Genomic DNA, 13,649 nt, shown 5'->3' on the forward strand with positions numbered 1-13,649 from the left:
GAAACTGAGTTGTTTAAGCTTATGGCAATAGCGTTAGGGCTGTTTTACAGCATCTTAGCTAATGCAGGTTGTGCTAGAGATGAGTTTGAGTGTCGAGTTTACCAAGGCGATGAGGTAAAGCTCATGCCTTGTGAGATAAAAATTTGTGCCAGCGCTAACGATTCAACCATCTATTGGGAACTGCAAGATGGCACCAAGATTTATGACCATGCGGAACAAGGCTTTAATGAAGTCACCATTAATAAGGAAGCTGCGCAGCAGCTTCCTGACATCTTAAAAGACCCAGTAACTTGTTACAGTGCATTGGGTAAGGCGATGGTTATATGTGCTGACGACGTATCGTTATAGGCACTACAGCATATAGCGAAGTCGTAAGCCAAAAATGGTATCTCCAGCAGTGTTTATGCCTTTGGTGGCTGCTTTGGTAAAGTAGTATTGAATATCAGGCGCAATGCTTAAACGATTAGTCAGTTTTATATCGTAGTAAATCTCGATGGACTTTTCGTTTCCGTGTTGTTTACGGATCCTATCAACGGGTTCTACCTCGGCATATCCAATGCCTAATACATCTTGGTTATCTAATAAATCATTTACCACTAGGCCAGCTACAGCAACTGCTTTAGTTTTTGCCGCGTAACGTTGATAAGAGCGATTATAGCGAGCAAAGATGCCGAGATTTCCAAAGTCCTGGCTTACACTCACCGATAAAGTTTGACCCGCCTTATTTGCCTCTAGGTCATTTACTGAGGTATGTGCATTACTTGTATCGTCGATGTCTGCAAGGCTAATTTTGTATTCACCTTCACCAAAATTAAAACTTGGTGTTAGGCCTAGCTCGAGGTGGCGTACAAATTTTCCATCACTAAAGCTACGTATGTCGATATCTTTGCCATTAGGTTTCGCATCGTTAAACCCCGCCTGCACATAAGCCCATTGGTTTTGTACTGACAGTGTTGCTCCTAGTGCACGTTGACCACTAGTCCAACTTAAACCTTGGTGTGAAAATGGCGAGGCCATAAAGGTGCTACGATCATCACTTAGATATTTGTTGGTTGCCCATAGTCGGGTGGTGTAAAGGTGTCCTAGGCGATAGGTGAGTCCATTATTAAGTAAGCTATGTTCCCACCATAAGCCGTTAATTGCGGTGATGTTTTGGTCTGGTCCTGTCATTCCACCATTTGGTTGACTTGGTCCTAATCCGACATCGTCGGCAAATTTTCGGGTATAACTATTGTTAAGCATGTTTACCATCACGCCGGCAAACACTAGCTTGCCGTAACCATGTTGGTTTTCCCAAAATCGCTTGGTGATAATGAGGTCGGTTTCGTTATCTAGGTAGTTATTACCGTGACCGTCGGTTTGGGCTATGGGCGCAATCTGGATTTGATAATCTAAGCCATGATTTACCGACAAGTAACGTTTCATACTTTGATAATTACTTAGCTCATCGACGCCACTCAGCATGGGTTTGTGGTTATAGGGGGAAACCTGTTTGGATAAGTCAGTAAATAGTTGCGCCTGCAAGCTGTTACTTAGCCCAGTTGCCAACAATGATAAACAAACCAAAATGTGTGCGCTTTGCATGATGATGTCTCAGTAAATATTGAGTGACATATTCTCTTATGCAAGCATCGATTTGTTGAGTAAATTACGGTTTACTCATTTTAAAACAATTGCTTAAGTGCTTATTGCTGCTTGTGTGTTACCTAAAGTTACCCCTCTGTGATTTTACTCTCTAGTTAACGCTCCGGTGTGTAACTGCTTAGCTGTTTGGCGTTGATTTACTGTTGCTGTAGTTTTTAATACAGGAGCAAAGTTATGTGGGTGTGTTTATGCGAACAGATTAACGATGAAGCATTGGCAAACAGTTATGCGCAAGGCTTAAAAACGGTTAAACAGCTGAAACAAGCCAAGCAGTTGGGTAGCACCTGTGGTAAGTGCATTCGATTAGCAAAACAAAAGCTTGCTCAATTAGATAGCTCTATCATTCAAGTAAGCTTGCTAACTTAGGAATACGGAGTAGCGAAGCGACTAAACTTTAGTCATTATGAGTGTTGTACATGTATTAAATGATAAAAATTCATTTAATACATAGAGCTAGAGCGGCTACACTGATATTTGTAAATTTTGCTTACTAACTCGGAGCTCTACTATGTTTAAGGCACTCGTTCTCGATCAAGTTGAGAAACAAACCACTTCTAGCATTCGCCAACTTAATGATACCGACTTGCCCGAGAGTGACGTAATTGTAAAAGTTGATTATTCCTCACTTAACTATAAAGACGGCCTAGCCATTACCGGTAAAGGTAAAATTGTTCGCAATTTCCCCATGGTACCCGGAATTGATTTAACCGGTACCGTTGAGCAATCTCACGACCCTCGTTACGCTGCTGGTGACAAAGTGGTGTTAACCGGTTGGGGAGTTGGTGAAGGGCACTGGGGCGGAATGGCAGAAAAAGCCAGTTTAAAAGCGGATTGGTTAGTTCCTCTGCCCGAGGGCTTAAGTGGTAAGCAAGCTATGATGGTAGGTACTGCTGGTTTTACCGCTATGTTATGTGTACAAGCCTTGATTGATGCTGGTATTACGCCAGAATCGGGTGAAATCCTGGTTACAGGTGCCAGTGGTGGCGTTGGCTCGGTAGCCGTTACCTTACTTGCCAAGTTGGGATATAAAGTGGCTGCTGTTAGCGGTCGAATAGAACAAAATGGTGCTTTATTAGAAGAACTAGGCGCTAGTAGAGTTATCGACCGTAGCGTGTTTGAAGAGCCAGCGCGCGCCTTAGAAAAACAAGTTTGGGCCGGTGCAGTTGATACTGTGGGTAGCAAGGTATTGGCTAAAGTACTGGCTCAAATGGATTATAATGGCGCCGTTGCCGCCTGTGGCTTAGCTGGCGGCTTTGATTTACCAACCACGGTTATGCCGTTTATTTTGCGTAATGTTAGCTTGTTAGGCATAGATTCAGTGAGTTGCCCAAGTGCTAAACGGATTAATGCGTGGCAGCATTTAGCTGAGTTGCTACCAGATAGTTACTACCAGCAAGCGTGCACCGAAGTGGAATTAGAGCAAGTTGCAGAATACGCTGAAGCTATAACGAATGGCCAAGTCACTGGGCGGGTGGTTATCAAGCTTTAAAAACTTAAAAACTTAAAAACTTAAAAACTTAAAAACTTACGTCTAAGCCGATCTATAGGGTCGGCTTTTTTATTGATCTGCTTTTGATTGCTTAGCACTTATTCTACTAATCCCATGTCTTGCACACGTTTACTTATTAAGCGGCTACATTCTTGTTTAATTACATTGCGCAGCCAAACTTGCGGAGCAGAGTGCTCGCAGCGTGGGTGCCATAACAGTGAGTAGTCAAAAGGCTTAAATTCAAAAGGCAGCGGTTTAACTACTAGTTGATTCTTTTCTGCGACTAAATAGGCTAGGTCAGCGGGAACCGTAATAATCACCGGCACTTGTTCACTAATTGCTAGGGCCGCTTCTAGGTGATAAGCACGAAGTAATAGCTGAGGTTTATCTTGACCAGATAATGCTTCATCCAGCAAGCTTTTCACTCCATCACTAATGGCTATCATCGCATGGGGATAAGCCAAATACTCTTTCAGAGTGAGTTCTTTATCTGCCAATGGGTGATGCTTAGCAAGTAAACAAAATACACTCACTAAACCCAAGCTTTCTTTAGCTAGAGGTGCCACTGACTGGGTCGGCCGACAAATCGCCATATCGCAGCCATCTGCTGATAACTGTTGGGCGAGTTGTTCATGCTGCAGAGGAGCAAACTCAAGGGAGATGTTAGGCGCTTCTTGATAGATCCTTGCTAGGGCAAAGGGCAAAATGGTTTGCATTGCATAGTCGGTAGTTGCGATGGTGAAATGCTGGGTGCATTCTGCTGGGTTAAACCCATTGGGGCTGAGTACCTGACGCAGGTTTTCTAAGGGGCCTTGTAAGGCTTGATTCAATTCTAAGGCTCGCTCAGTAGGCACCAAACCTTGGCCTTGGCGAATAAACAAAGGGTCATTGAGTAAGTCACGTAGGCGGGTTAATACTCTACTCATCGCCGATTGACTAAGACTCAAGCGGATAGCTGCTTTACTTACGCTACCTTCCTCGATGAGCACTTTTAAAGCTATGAGTAAGTTTAGGTCACGACGATAGATTTCTTCTAAGTCCATAATACTAAATACTGTCTAAACAATTGCTTAAGTATGCGTTATTTGCACAGGAGTCGGTATAAATCTTTGCCTTGAAGAAAGCCTTATAAGAATTAATAACGAAGATGATTCGGTGCTGGAAGGGGAGTTTAGCGCTTGGTTAAGTATTCTAACCGACAAACTGCGTCGGTTAGAACGTTAGTCTTATTCATGTTTTTTATCTTAATGGTGACTTTTTAGTATGGCTGCTACGTCCATTATTACTAAGTAAGAGGCGACTAATGCCAGGAATATTCCTACAAAAATCATAATGTTGTCCTTATTCTCGCGTTTAATTATTAAAACCAACAGCTCCGACAACAAGGCAATGAAGGTTTTAATGATGTATATCTTTCTTATTATTTTTTGCAGCGTATTTAGCTTAGAACAGCTAATCCCCCGTCTTGCTATTAAAGCTACAAGCTCAAATAGTCATACAATTAAAGCCTATTTTTTGAACATCTGTCTGTGAGATTGATCTTGTTTTGCTTAAGCAATGGCGTATTTCAACCAAATTAGTGAAGCTAAACGCCCAAAGAAACAAAATTTGTTAGCGTTAAACCAGTAATAGCAATATAGCTACTGCCGACAAAACTAAGCAGGCATAAGGCATATTTGTATTACCAATCCTTGGGTGATTTGTAACTAAACCGGTATTTTCTCTCTGCTAGCGATACAAAATCAGACGCAGTTAGCGTACTTTTAAGTCAGCTGGTTTGAGATTTAACCCAGCTATCACTGCTGCGATTAAGGGATTTAGTTATCGACGTTGCGCTGTTCAAGGTCGCAATCTATTAAGTAATTAAACAGTTATTTTATCTTGTAGCCTGCCTGTAACATCGTTCCTCGCAATATCAATAATTTCATCGCTTACTCTGCTTTTATCTAGATTTTACAAGTTGTGAAGACAAAAAGATTAATCGCAAATAGTGCGAAGTCGGTCACTTTACAATCACAATCTTTTGCCACATTATAGTTTTGTATTACTAATACAATATGATCATTTTTACCGTAGTTAGGAGGTTTAAATGGGAACTTATCGCCGGCTAATCATTTAAGAGAGCGAATAGTCTGGAAAGGAAAAGTCATCTGGATGTATTTCGTTAAATAGGTTTCGGACTGTTTAACTACGGGTGACCTTAGCAATATTAGTATTTTAACTATTACAATAATATTATTTATACCTACAAGGAGGTTTAAATGAAACCGTCTAAGCTGCTGCTAATCCCTATGAGCACAACTTTTATGTTTGGTTGTTTTGAGGCGCCAGAAGTATACGTTCCGCCACCAGAGCCTACTTATGCTATCGAAAACACCGATTGGAATATCTCTAGCGAAACCTCGAATATCACAACGTCGTCGACTGAATACGCACAAATCTATAAGTTTGTAGATGATGTGTTAACTATCTATAGCTACGATGAAACTAACGACCTTTATACCTACACGACTCAATCTTACACTGTTTCAGAAACCACTATTGCCTATGGTGATGTAGACGGTACATATGTAGTTGATGATGCAGGTGCTCTTGCAATTACTTACACTTTAAATGGAGTGGACTATAACGACTCCGGAGCAGAAGTAACCGACGAAACTATTTTGGCGGCTATTGCTGATGCAGAAAAAGAACAAACGCCAGGTGTAGAAGTTCCAACTGCTGACTATGAGTGGGACTTTGCCGCTATCGACGCTGATGCTGCACAGGGCGATAAAGTATTGCAAATGAGTAAAGCCGACAACAACCCAAGAGCGGTTGTTGATGGCGCTGTGGATACGAATGGTGCTGTATCTATTTCTCAGTCTACTGAATCTGGTTCTTACGGTTATCACTACACTACCATGGATAGCACCACAGACCCTCTTGCCGCTATTGATGGTGTAATTTCAATGGAAATTACTTTTAAAGCTGATAGTGCCAGCTTTAATGCTGATCTTGGCCAAGATCTACAGTTGTTAGAAAACACTGATAGCAATACCGGTTGGAAAGTAGTTGTAAATAAAAGCACTTTGATACCTGAACTACGTATCTACAATGGCGATGGTTCTACCAGCATAAAAGCCACTTCGGTTGTAGAGGACGATACCTACATGCACCTTGTTGCTACTTACGATGGAACAACGGCCAGCATTTACATTAACGGGGAGCTCGAAGGTACTGCTGAAGTAACTGACTATATTGCAAATACTAAAGAAGGCGACAAAGTATACGTTGGTGGCGGTTCTAACAGCTCTCAGAAAAACTTAGCTGGCGCTATTGATAGTGCAGCATTTTGGCTAGAGACCCTTTCAGCTGAGGAAGTTGCAGAGCGTGCAAAAGACTTTGGCTTTGGGGATACCGATCCTGAGACGCCTACAGGCCCAACCGCTGATTTTGAGTGGGACTTTAGCAGCGTTGATGCAGCACCTTCAGAAGGTGCAAAAGTTTTACAAATGAGTAAAGCTGATGACAATGCAAGAGCTGTGGTTGATGGCGCAGTAGAAGCTGATGCAGCGGTGTCTATAACTCAAACCTCTGCTGATGGCTTGTTTGGTTATCACTACACGATAATGGATTCAACTACCGATCCTTTAGCCGCTATCGATGGCGTTATCTCAATGGAGTTGGTATACAAGTCAACTAGCGCCAGCTTCAATGCAGACCTTGGCCAAGATTTACAGCTACTTGAAAATACCGATAGTAATAAAGGTTGGAAGGTTGTTGTAAACAAGAGCACCTTGATCCCAGAGTTACGTATCTATAATGGTGACGGCTCAACATCAGTTAAAGCAACTTCAGTACTAGAAGATGATACCTATACTCACCTTATAGCCACATATGATGGTACTACAGCAAGCATATATGTAGATGGTGTACTTGAAGGTACTGCTGAAATCACAGATTACATTGCAAACACCAAAGAAGGTGACAAAGTGTACATCGGTGGTGGTTCTAACAGTTCGCAGAAAAACCTTGATGGCGCAATTGATAATGCAGCGTTCTGGTTATCAACGCTAACAGCTGAAGAAGTTGCGGCGCGAGCAGAAGCATATGGCTTTACTGCTAACTAGTTGTTGCTAATCAATAAACCCTCACTACTTAGTATGAGAGGGTTTATTAAAAGTTCTACTTCGGTGTTATACAACCACTCACTATTGCTCAATTAGATATAAATGGAAACATCGCCGACCAGCAAGCTAGTTGAGATGCAATAGTCGAGAATTTGTAAATCGCTAACAATAGCAGTTCTAAAATGCACCTTACTATGGTGCATTTTTCTTTTCCGTAAACGCTCTTCTAAAAGTAAATGTGTCGCCTTCGAAGGTTTACATGCTATCAAGACGTTCTAACACTTCGTAAAGCAATATAGCTACACCCTAAGTTAGCAATGTCGCCCACCTGCTTACTTGCCATATTATATTTTTCATTTGAATGGATTGTTGAATTAATGGACTGTAAAAAGTGATCCGTTAGACGTTTTGTTTCAACAGCAATGCTGATGATCACATTTTGAACGGTTTAGCCTACACAATGTATTAAAATGATATTGTAATACAAATTATTGTGTTCAATGTAGAGTTATAAACATGAAATCATACAGTCTAGCAATGTTACTTAGTGGTGGTTGTTTACTGAGTGCGAACGTTCTCGCGACTTCAGTAGACTTTCGCCATGAGTACAAAAGTGATACCAAGCAGCATGCTAGCCGAGTAAAGATGGCCCATACCTTTGAAAATAATTTCTCTATGGCTTTAGAGCTTAAATTTAAAGGAGAAGAGGGCAAATTCATGGAAGACTTACAATCAAACGGATCTGAAATCGACCTTGGCTACCGCTATAAAATTAACGATCAATGGGCGCTAATTCCTGGTATGCCTATAGAGTTTGGTCAATCCGGTGCTACCTACAAACCGCAGCTCCGATTAACCTACACCCCAGAAAAGGTAAAGGGATTGTCATTAAGTGGCCGTTACCGACTTGACGTAAAACCGGGAGAAGATATTAAGAAGTATCGCCATCGCTATACCGCCAACATTGGATATAAGTATCAGCAATGGACCTTTGGTCTAGAGGGTAACTATTACTATTCCGACAATTCTGAATATCACCTCTATAACAATGGCCGAACTAATTATGAAAACAACTTTACCATTCATTACAGCATGGGCAGTTGGACGCCGTGGTTAGAGTTTGGTGATGTTTCAATTTCCGATCAATCTAGCCAACGAGAGTTAAGAAGCCGCATAGGCCTACGCTATAACTTCTAAAGTGTGATCTGCGCATTTGTATTACAAATTATCAAGGTGTAATCTATTTGTATTACTAAAGAGGCCGTTGGCTCTCTAACATTACTTAACCTTTAATTGAGAGTGTAGATATGTCTAATAAAGTTGCATTAATTACCGGAGCAACCGGTGGAATTGGTTTTCAAGTGGCAAAACGCTTAGGTGAAGACGGCTATACCGTTGTTTTGAACGGTATCGAAGATGAAGCCGGCGCAGCACGCGTTGCTCAATTACAAGAATTAGGTATTGAAGCAGAATACTATAGCTTTGACGTTACTGATGAAGTAGCTGTTACCAGCAACGTGACTAGAATTGGTGAAAAGTTTGGCAAAATTGACGTGCTGGTAAACAACGCCGGTGGCTTAGGCGGTCGTAGCCCAATGGAAGAAATGACCACGGAGTTCTACCGTTTTGTAATGGCCCTAAATTTAGATAGTGCATTCTTTGTATCGCGTGCTGCAATTCCATTCTTGAAGAAAGGTGAAAATGCTTCAATCATTAATTTCACCTCAAATGCAGGTTGGAATGCCGGTGGTCCGGGCGCAGGCATTTATGGTGTTTCAAAGGGTGCTGTACATACTTTAACTCGCGCTTTAGCCAAAGAGCTAGCGCCAGCGGGTATTCGTGTTAACGCAGTATCTCCTGGTACTATTGATACGCCATTCCACGCTCAAATTAAAGAGACGAAGCCTGAAGTATTTGCTTCATGGAAAGATAGCATTCTACTGGGTCGCTTAGGTCAGCCAGAAGAAGTTGCTTCTACAATTTCTTTCTTGGTCAGCAAAGATGCTTCATTCATCACAGCTGAAACAGTACAAATTGGTGGTGGACAAGCTTTAGGTATCTAATAGTTGCCTTTAGCGCCTTAAAAATACAAAGCCACACTTAGTTTAAGTGTGGCTTTTTTAATGTCTCACGATGTTCTTTTAGTCTTTTTTAAGCCAAAGGGCTAAGACTTTAGTATTTAAGTGTTACAAATATAGCGATCAAGCCTGCATTTGACGGCTTTTTTTGTATCTGGTCTACTACAAATCGAGTAGTATTAGTCATACTAAATGTAGAATGAGTTGTGTTAGCAATGATAAATCTAGTGGATTGGTTATTGCTAACACAATATTTGATTAAGGTTATTTTATGTCTAACGAATTTATGCAAATAGAAGGTGCGTCTCGCAGTCTTCATTTGCAAGTAGCGAGAGAGATCGCCCGTGGCATCTTGTCGGGAAGTTTGCCCCAGGGCAGCATTATTCCCGGTGAGCTAGATCTGTGCGAACAGTTTGGTGTTAGCCGCACTGCATTACGTGAAGCAATTAAATTGCTTAACTCTAAAGGCTTATTAGAGTCTCGCCCTAAAATTGGCACGCGAGTGCGCGACCGCGAATATTGGAACTTTTTAGATTCTCAATTACTCGATTGGATGATGGGCTTAAGCAATACTGAAAAATCCTACCAAGAGTTTTTGGCCTTGCGCAGAGCAATTGAACCCGAAGCCGCAGCTTTAGCAGCGCGAAATGCAAGTGCAGAACAGCGCATGAGTTTATCGGCTGTTTTCCAAAAGATGTCAGATGTTGCTGCTGGTGTAGACGACGTTAACTCATGGACAGACGTAGACATGGAGTTTCACCGTTTAGTATTTCTATCGACAGGTAATAGCTTTTATATTCCTTTTGCTAATGTTCTACGCACTATGTTTATTGGCTTTATTGACCACTCATCAAAAGAAGGTGGTACCTGTATAGATGAGCATAAAGCAATTTATGATGCCATTATGGCTGGTAATGCAGACAAAGCTCGTGAAGCCAACTTAGCGTTATTAAATAACAGCAATCACCGTTTACCTTCGGACACCGCTGCTTAATACACCTTACTGTTTCATTTAAAATGCCGACAATATGATTGTCGGCATTTTAGTTTGTGCTTTTTATGTAGCACTTAGCTTTTCTCCATCTCTAACTTGCTCTCTAATTCCTCTTTAAACGAAATTCATGAATTTTATTTCATGCTTTCAAGAACTTATTTGTCTATAAAAGGACAAACTATAGAGATAGCGCGTAGTGAAAGGGAGAACAATGCAACAACTTGCCGAGAATATTTGGATTGTAGAGGGGCCTAGTGTTCCTTTTTTAGGTTTACCTTATTCTACCCGCATGACCATTATTCGCCTCGATAATCGTAAGCTGTGGATCCACAGCCCAATAGCGTTAAACGATAAGTTGTTAGCAAAAATCGCTTTGCTAGGAGAGGTTAAGTATTTGGTTGCGCCAAATCACCTGCATCATCTGTTTATTGAGCCCTGGCAACGACAGTTCCCCAATGCTCGCTTGTATGGTACCGAGCAACTAATTATTAAGCGTAATGACTTGGATTTTGATGGCGCTTTAACCAACAACCCAAGTGAAGTTTGGCCTTGGCAAGAGCAGATTAAACAAGTGCTTTTTACCGGCTCTCCACTTATGCAGGAGTGCGTTTTTTACCACCCAATATCTGGTGTTTTAGTCGTAACAGATTTAGTTGAAAACTTTAACCTAAGTGGCTTTAATTGGTGGCAAAGAACGTTGGCTAAGCTAACTGGAATAGTGGCTCCAAACGGAAAAATGCCTTTGGATTGGCGACTGAGTTTTATGTTTGGCAAGGCAACTGCACGCCAGCATTTAAAGCTGATTCTCAGTTGGCAAGCAACTACCTTGGTGATGTCGCATGGTGACATTATCCAAGAAGATGCCACCAACTTTTTGCGGCAGTCTTTTGGTTGGTTAATCAAAGCTGAATAGCTGACAAGAATAATAGGCTAGTTGTTGATGGCAAAGCCTATGCCTAAACTTTGATTATGTTTGTTGTAATCAATTAAGGATTCACCATAACCATTGAAATATTTTAGGTAAAGCGCCAACTCTTGGGAGATGCCGTAAGACCAGCGTAGATCTAAAGCGCCTTTATTGTCTTTCTTAAAGTTATTTCGTCCCAAAAAGCTTAAGCGATGACGTTCATTTACCTGCCAACTAGCCGTTAACTCTCCATAGCCATAGTAATCTTCCATGTTGGGGTTATCGTCTTCCGATTCATCTTCTTTGATGCGATACCATGGTTTTAGCGCTACGCTAACGGGATCTGCATCAAAGCCAAACTCACCATATATGCGATTCCACGAACGCGAGCGGATTTGTGTTTGGCCGTTAGATTCATGCACTAAACCAAAACGCATCCATTCCGGCGACCAAGCTGAACGCTGTTCGGCACTGCTATTCCACTGATAGAAAAATTCAGGCTCATAATTGGTTTCTCGGATAGAGTCACCGGAGCGTTCGTAAGGTTGCCAGAAAGTTTGCTGGGTGTAAGCAAAGCTCAAATTATCGCTGTCGGTAAATAAGGTGAAGGGAAGTGTGAGACGAAAACTAAACTGAAATTCTACTTCCATTTTTTCCGGTTGTTGACCGGGAACGCCTCCGGCTAAATCGGGAATGGCAGGCGAGGGGTTGTATTTGAACGGCAGAATATAGTTATCTCTAAACATACTCATGCCAGCAAAGGTCCATTGGCTGCTGGTTGACATCATTTCACGTCGGTCGCCGATTCGATTAAGCGCAACACCTAGGCCAAAAGACTGGTTGTGGATGTTGTAGTCAAGCATTGACTCACCATAGCCATTAAAATACTTGGCGTAGAGAGAAAATGCGGGGCTAATGCAATAAGAAAAGCGTAGATCTACAGCACCCTTATTGTCTGATTGCAGATTATTGCGACCCATTGCCGTGATGCGGTGGTTACATTGGTCATCACCAAATAGGTAGCCAAGGGTGAGTTCACCGTAGCCATAGTAATCGGTAAAATCACCGCCGTTATTCACTTCGGGTCCTACCGGGATCCAAGGTTTAAAGGTGATTAACCAGTCGTTGTAGGAGGTATCAAACTGGGCATAAATTCTCTCCCAGGAACGATCAAATTCACCGTAAGAGCCATTAGCTTGGTGGCTAAAACCAAGGCTTGCTGCGCGCAATAGCCAGCGGTTTTTGTCGATGCTAAATTGATCGGGGCGCCAAGTGTAAATGAGCTCTGGTTCGTAATTGGTATCACGAAAAGGGGATGAGAAGGGTTTATTGTATACCTGCCAAAAGCTTTGTTGGGTATAGGCAATGCTAAAGTAGTCTCGCTCACTTAACAGGCTTTCAGCTACGATGAGCTTGCCACTGATCTGAAATTCGGTTTCTAGGTTGTCGATACCTCTGCCATTTTCGGCTTCTTTGGTGGCCAATACCGAAGAGTAATCGCCTAAGCTTGGTGGATTAGGGTTGTATTTCCCTAGCAAAATATAGGTATCACGATAGGCAACTAATCTAGGACCACCGTCTTGCTCTGCCAAGCTAGTACTTGATAGCGATAGCAGCAAGATACTAAGTACTGTTTTCTTCATTCCGTCCCTGAAAATCTTTGTTAACTAGCAAGCTAGCGTTAGATCAATGATTTAACATTTTTATGTTAGCGGGGAAAAGAAAAAGAAGCGAGTAAACCAAACAGAAAATACTTAAGCTTTAAGCCTATTGATATTGAAAAAGGACGCAGAAGCGCCCTTAAATGTTAGTACTGGCTTGTTTAAGAAACGCTATAAGCGATAACAAAACCGAGCACTACGATTACTAAAGTAAAGGCGAATTGAATCGCTGTGGATAACAGGGCGAGTACAAAGCCTGCTACGGCGGTGGTTCTAAATACTAAAGAGAACAAAATGCTGGTTATTACTATTGCAACTAAGGTTGGGAAAAAACCTTCGCCAATGGCCAATTCGGTAAAAACACTGGCGGCTATGGCTGCAATTACAGCAACAAAGCAAACGTCTATTCCTGAACGCTCAATTTTGAGTACCTGAGTACCCAGTTTAATTGGCGCTAGCATTATTAATGTAAGTAGAGAAAGCGTTAATACTATCGTCATTCCTTTAACCTCTATACGTTGATAACAGTCCTTGTTAATCGGTAACCTACTGCAAATATCTTACTAATTAGGTATGGCAAAAGAGTAAGCCAAGCGATGTTTCTACACCATTCCCCATTTGGGTTAAATTACTTGTTTGTTAATTAATCAAAGCCTGCAAGCTTGACTAGCCAGGGGATAACGACAGATGAAGATTTTGTTACAGCTGAGTTGGTTAATTATGTTTTGAGCTTTTAGTGAAGCAACAAAAAAGCCCCGCATAGC

The 13,649-nt window shown here is 41.7% G+C and carries 12 protein-coding genes; 8 read left to right on the top strand and 4 right to left on the bottom strand.

Annotation, left to right across the window (positions count from 1 at the left end; genetic code table 11):
- The first annotated feature begins 9 nt into the window (after positions 1 to 9).
- The gene (locus K5609_RS08890) at positions 10 to 348 is read left to right on the top strand and encodes a hypothetical protein (RefSeq protein WP_221076848.1); all 339 of its coding nucleotides are present in this window, start codon (positions 10 to 12) and stop codon (positions 346 to 348) included.
- A 3-nt stretch (positions 349 to 351) separates the two neighbouring features.
- On the opposite strand, the gene K5609_RS08895 is transcribed toward K5609_RS08890, so the two are convergent.
- Entirely contained in the window at positions 352 to 1,584 is a 1,233-nt protein-coding gene (locus K5609_RS08895) for a carbohydrate porin (RefSeq protein ID WP_221076849.1), read from the bottom strand.
- Between the two features lie 234 nt (positions 1,585 to 1,818).
- Here K5609_RS08895 and K5609_RS08900 point away from each other — a divergent pair, with 234 nt between their 5' ends.
- Positions 1,819 to 2,010, top strand: a complete 192-nt coding sequence (locus K5609_RS08900) for a (2Fe-2S)-binding protein (protein ID WP_221076850.1) — start codon at positions 1,819 to 1,821, stop codon at positions 2,008 to 2,010.
- 142 nt (positions 2,011 to 2,152) lie between these two features.
- Positions 2,153 to 3,133 (top strand): acrylyl-CoA reductase (NADPH), encoded by a 981-nt coding sequence (acuI, locus tag K5609_RS08905; RefSeq protein ID WP_221076851.1) that lies wholly within the window; start codon positions 2,153 to 2,155, stop codon positions 3,131 to 3,133.
- A gap of 98 nt (positions 3,134 to 3,231) precedes the next feature.
- On the opposite strand, the gene K5609_RS08910 is transcribed toward acuI, so the two are convergent.
- Positions 3,232 to 4,176, bottom strand: a complete 945-nt coding sequence (locus K5609_RS08910) for a LysR family transcriptional regulator (protein ID WP_221076852.1) — start codon at positions 4,174 to 4,176, stop codon at positions 3,232 to 3,234.
- A 1,218-nt stretch (positions 4,177 to 5,394) separates the two neighbouring features.
- Between K5609_RS08910 and K5609_RS08915 the strand changes: the two genes are divergently transcribed.
- The 5 genes from K5609_RS08915 (at position 5,395) to K5609_RS08935 (ending at position 11,230) form a co-directional block, all read left to right on the top strand.
- The gene (locus K5609_RS08915) at positions 5,395 to 7,245 is read left to right on the top strand and encodes a LamG domain-containing protein (RefSeq protein WP_221076853.1); all 1,851 of its coding nucleotides are present in this window, start codon (positions 5,395 to 5,397) and stop codon (positions 7,243 to 7,245) included.
- Positions 7,246 to 7,761: 516 nt separating this feature from the next.
- A complete protein-coding gene (locus K5609_RS08920) occupies positions 7,762 to 8,442 on the top strand; it encodes an oligogalacturonate-specific porin KdgM family protein (protein WP_246611966.1) in 681 nt (226 codons plus the stop codon).
- 110 nt (positions 8,443 to 8,552) lie between these two features.
- Positions 8,553 to 9,308, top strand: a complete 756-nt coding sequence (locus K5609_RS08925; protein ID WP_221076854.1) for an SDR family NAD(P)-dependent oxidoreductase — start codon at positions 8,553 to 8,555, stop codon at positions 9,306 to 9,308.
- Between the two features lie 286 nt (positions 9,309 to 9,594).
- Positions 9,595 to 10,317, top strand: a complete 723-nt coding sequence (locus tag K5609_RS08930; RefSeq protein WP_221076855.1) for a FadR/GntR family transcriptional regulator — start codon at positions 9,595 to 9,597, stop codon at positions 10,315 to 10,317.
- Positions 10,318 to 10,528: 211 nt separating this feature from the next.
- The gene (locus K5609_RS08935) at positions 10,529 to 11,230 is read left to right on the top strand and encodes a DUF4336 domain-containing protein (protein WP_221076856.1); all 702 of its coding nucleotides are present in this window, start codon (positions 10,529 to 10,531) and stop codon (positions 11,228 to 11,230) included.
- A gap of 17 nt (positions 11,231 to 11,247) precedes the next feature.
- Here the strand turns inward: K5609_RS08935 and K5609_RS08940 are convergent, their stop codons facing one another.
- Positions 11,248 to 12,867 carry a phospholipase A gene (locus tag K5609_RS08940; RefSeq protein ID WP_221076857.1) on the bottom strand — a complete coding sequence of 540 codons (1,620 nt, stop codon included), beginning with the start codon at positions 12,865 to 12,867 and terminating at the stop codon, positions 11,248 to 11,250.
- 179 nt (positions 12,868 to 13,046) lie between these two features.
- Positions 13,047 to 13,385, bottom strand: a complete 339-nt coding sequence (locus tag K5609_RS08945) for a hypothetical protein (RefSeq protein ID WP_221076858.1) — start codon at positions 13,383 to 13,385, stop codon at positions 13,047 to 13,049.
- Positions 13,386 to 13,649: the final 264 nt, after the last annotated feature.

The organism is Agarivorans aestuarii, from assembly GCF_019670125.1.
Lineage (GTDB): Bacteria > Pseudomonadota > Gammaproteobacteria > Enterobacterales > Celerinatantimonadaceae > Agarivorans > Agarivorans aestuarii.

Bases quoted from the DNA above. Each gene is read 5' to 3' on its own strand.
- K5609_RS08940 (WP_221076857.1), bottom strand. From the start codon at position 12,867: ATGAAGAAAACAGTACTTAGTATCTTGCTGCTATCGCTATCAAGTACT.
- K5609_RS08895 (WP_221076849.1), bottom strand. From the start codon at position 1,584: ATGCAAAGCGCACACATTTTGGTTTGTTTATCATTGTTGGCAACTGGG.
- K5609_RS08900 (WP_221076850.1), top strand. From the start codon at position 1,819: ATGTGGGTGTGTTTATGCGAACAGATTAACGATGAAGCATTGGCAAAC.
- K5609_RS08920 (WP_246611966.1), top strand. From the start codon at position 7,762: ATGAAATCATACAGTCTAGCAATGTTACTTAGTGGTGGTTGTTTACTG.
- K5609_RS08935 (WP_221076856.1), top strand. From the start codon at position 10,529: ATGCAACAACTTGCCGAGAATATTTGGATTGTAGAGGGGCCTAGTGTT.
- K5609_RS08910 (WP_221076852.1), bottom strand. From the start codon at position 4,176: ATGGACTTAGAAGAAATCTATCGTCGTGACCTAAACTTACTCATAGCT.
- K5609_RS08915 (WP_221076853.1), top strand. From the start codon at position 5,395: ATGAAACCGTCTAAGCTGCTGCTAATCCCTATGAGCACAACTTTTATG.
- acuI (WP_221076851.1), top strand. From the start codon at position 2,153: ATGTTTAAGGCACTCGTTCTCGATCAAGTTGAGAAACAAACCACTTCT.
- K5609_RS08925 (WP_221076854.1), top strand. From the start codon at position 8,553: ATGTCTAATAAAGTTGCATTAATTACCGGAGCAACCGGTGGAATTGGT.
- K5609_RS08930 (WP_221076855.1), top strand. From the start codon at position 9,595: ATGTCTAACGAATTTATGCAAATAGAAGGTGCGTCTCGCAGTCTTCAT.
- K5609_RS08945 (WP_221076858.1), bottom strand. From the start codon at position 13,385: ATGACGATAGTATTAACGCTTTCTCTACTTACATTAATAATGCTAGCG.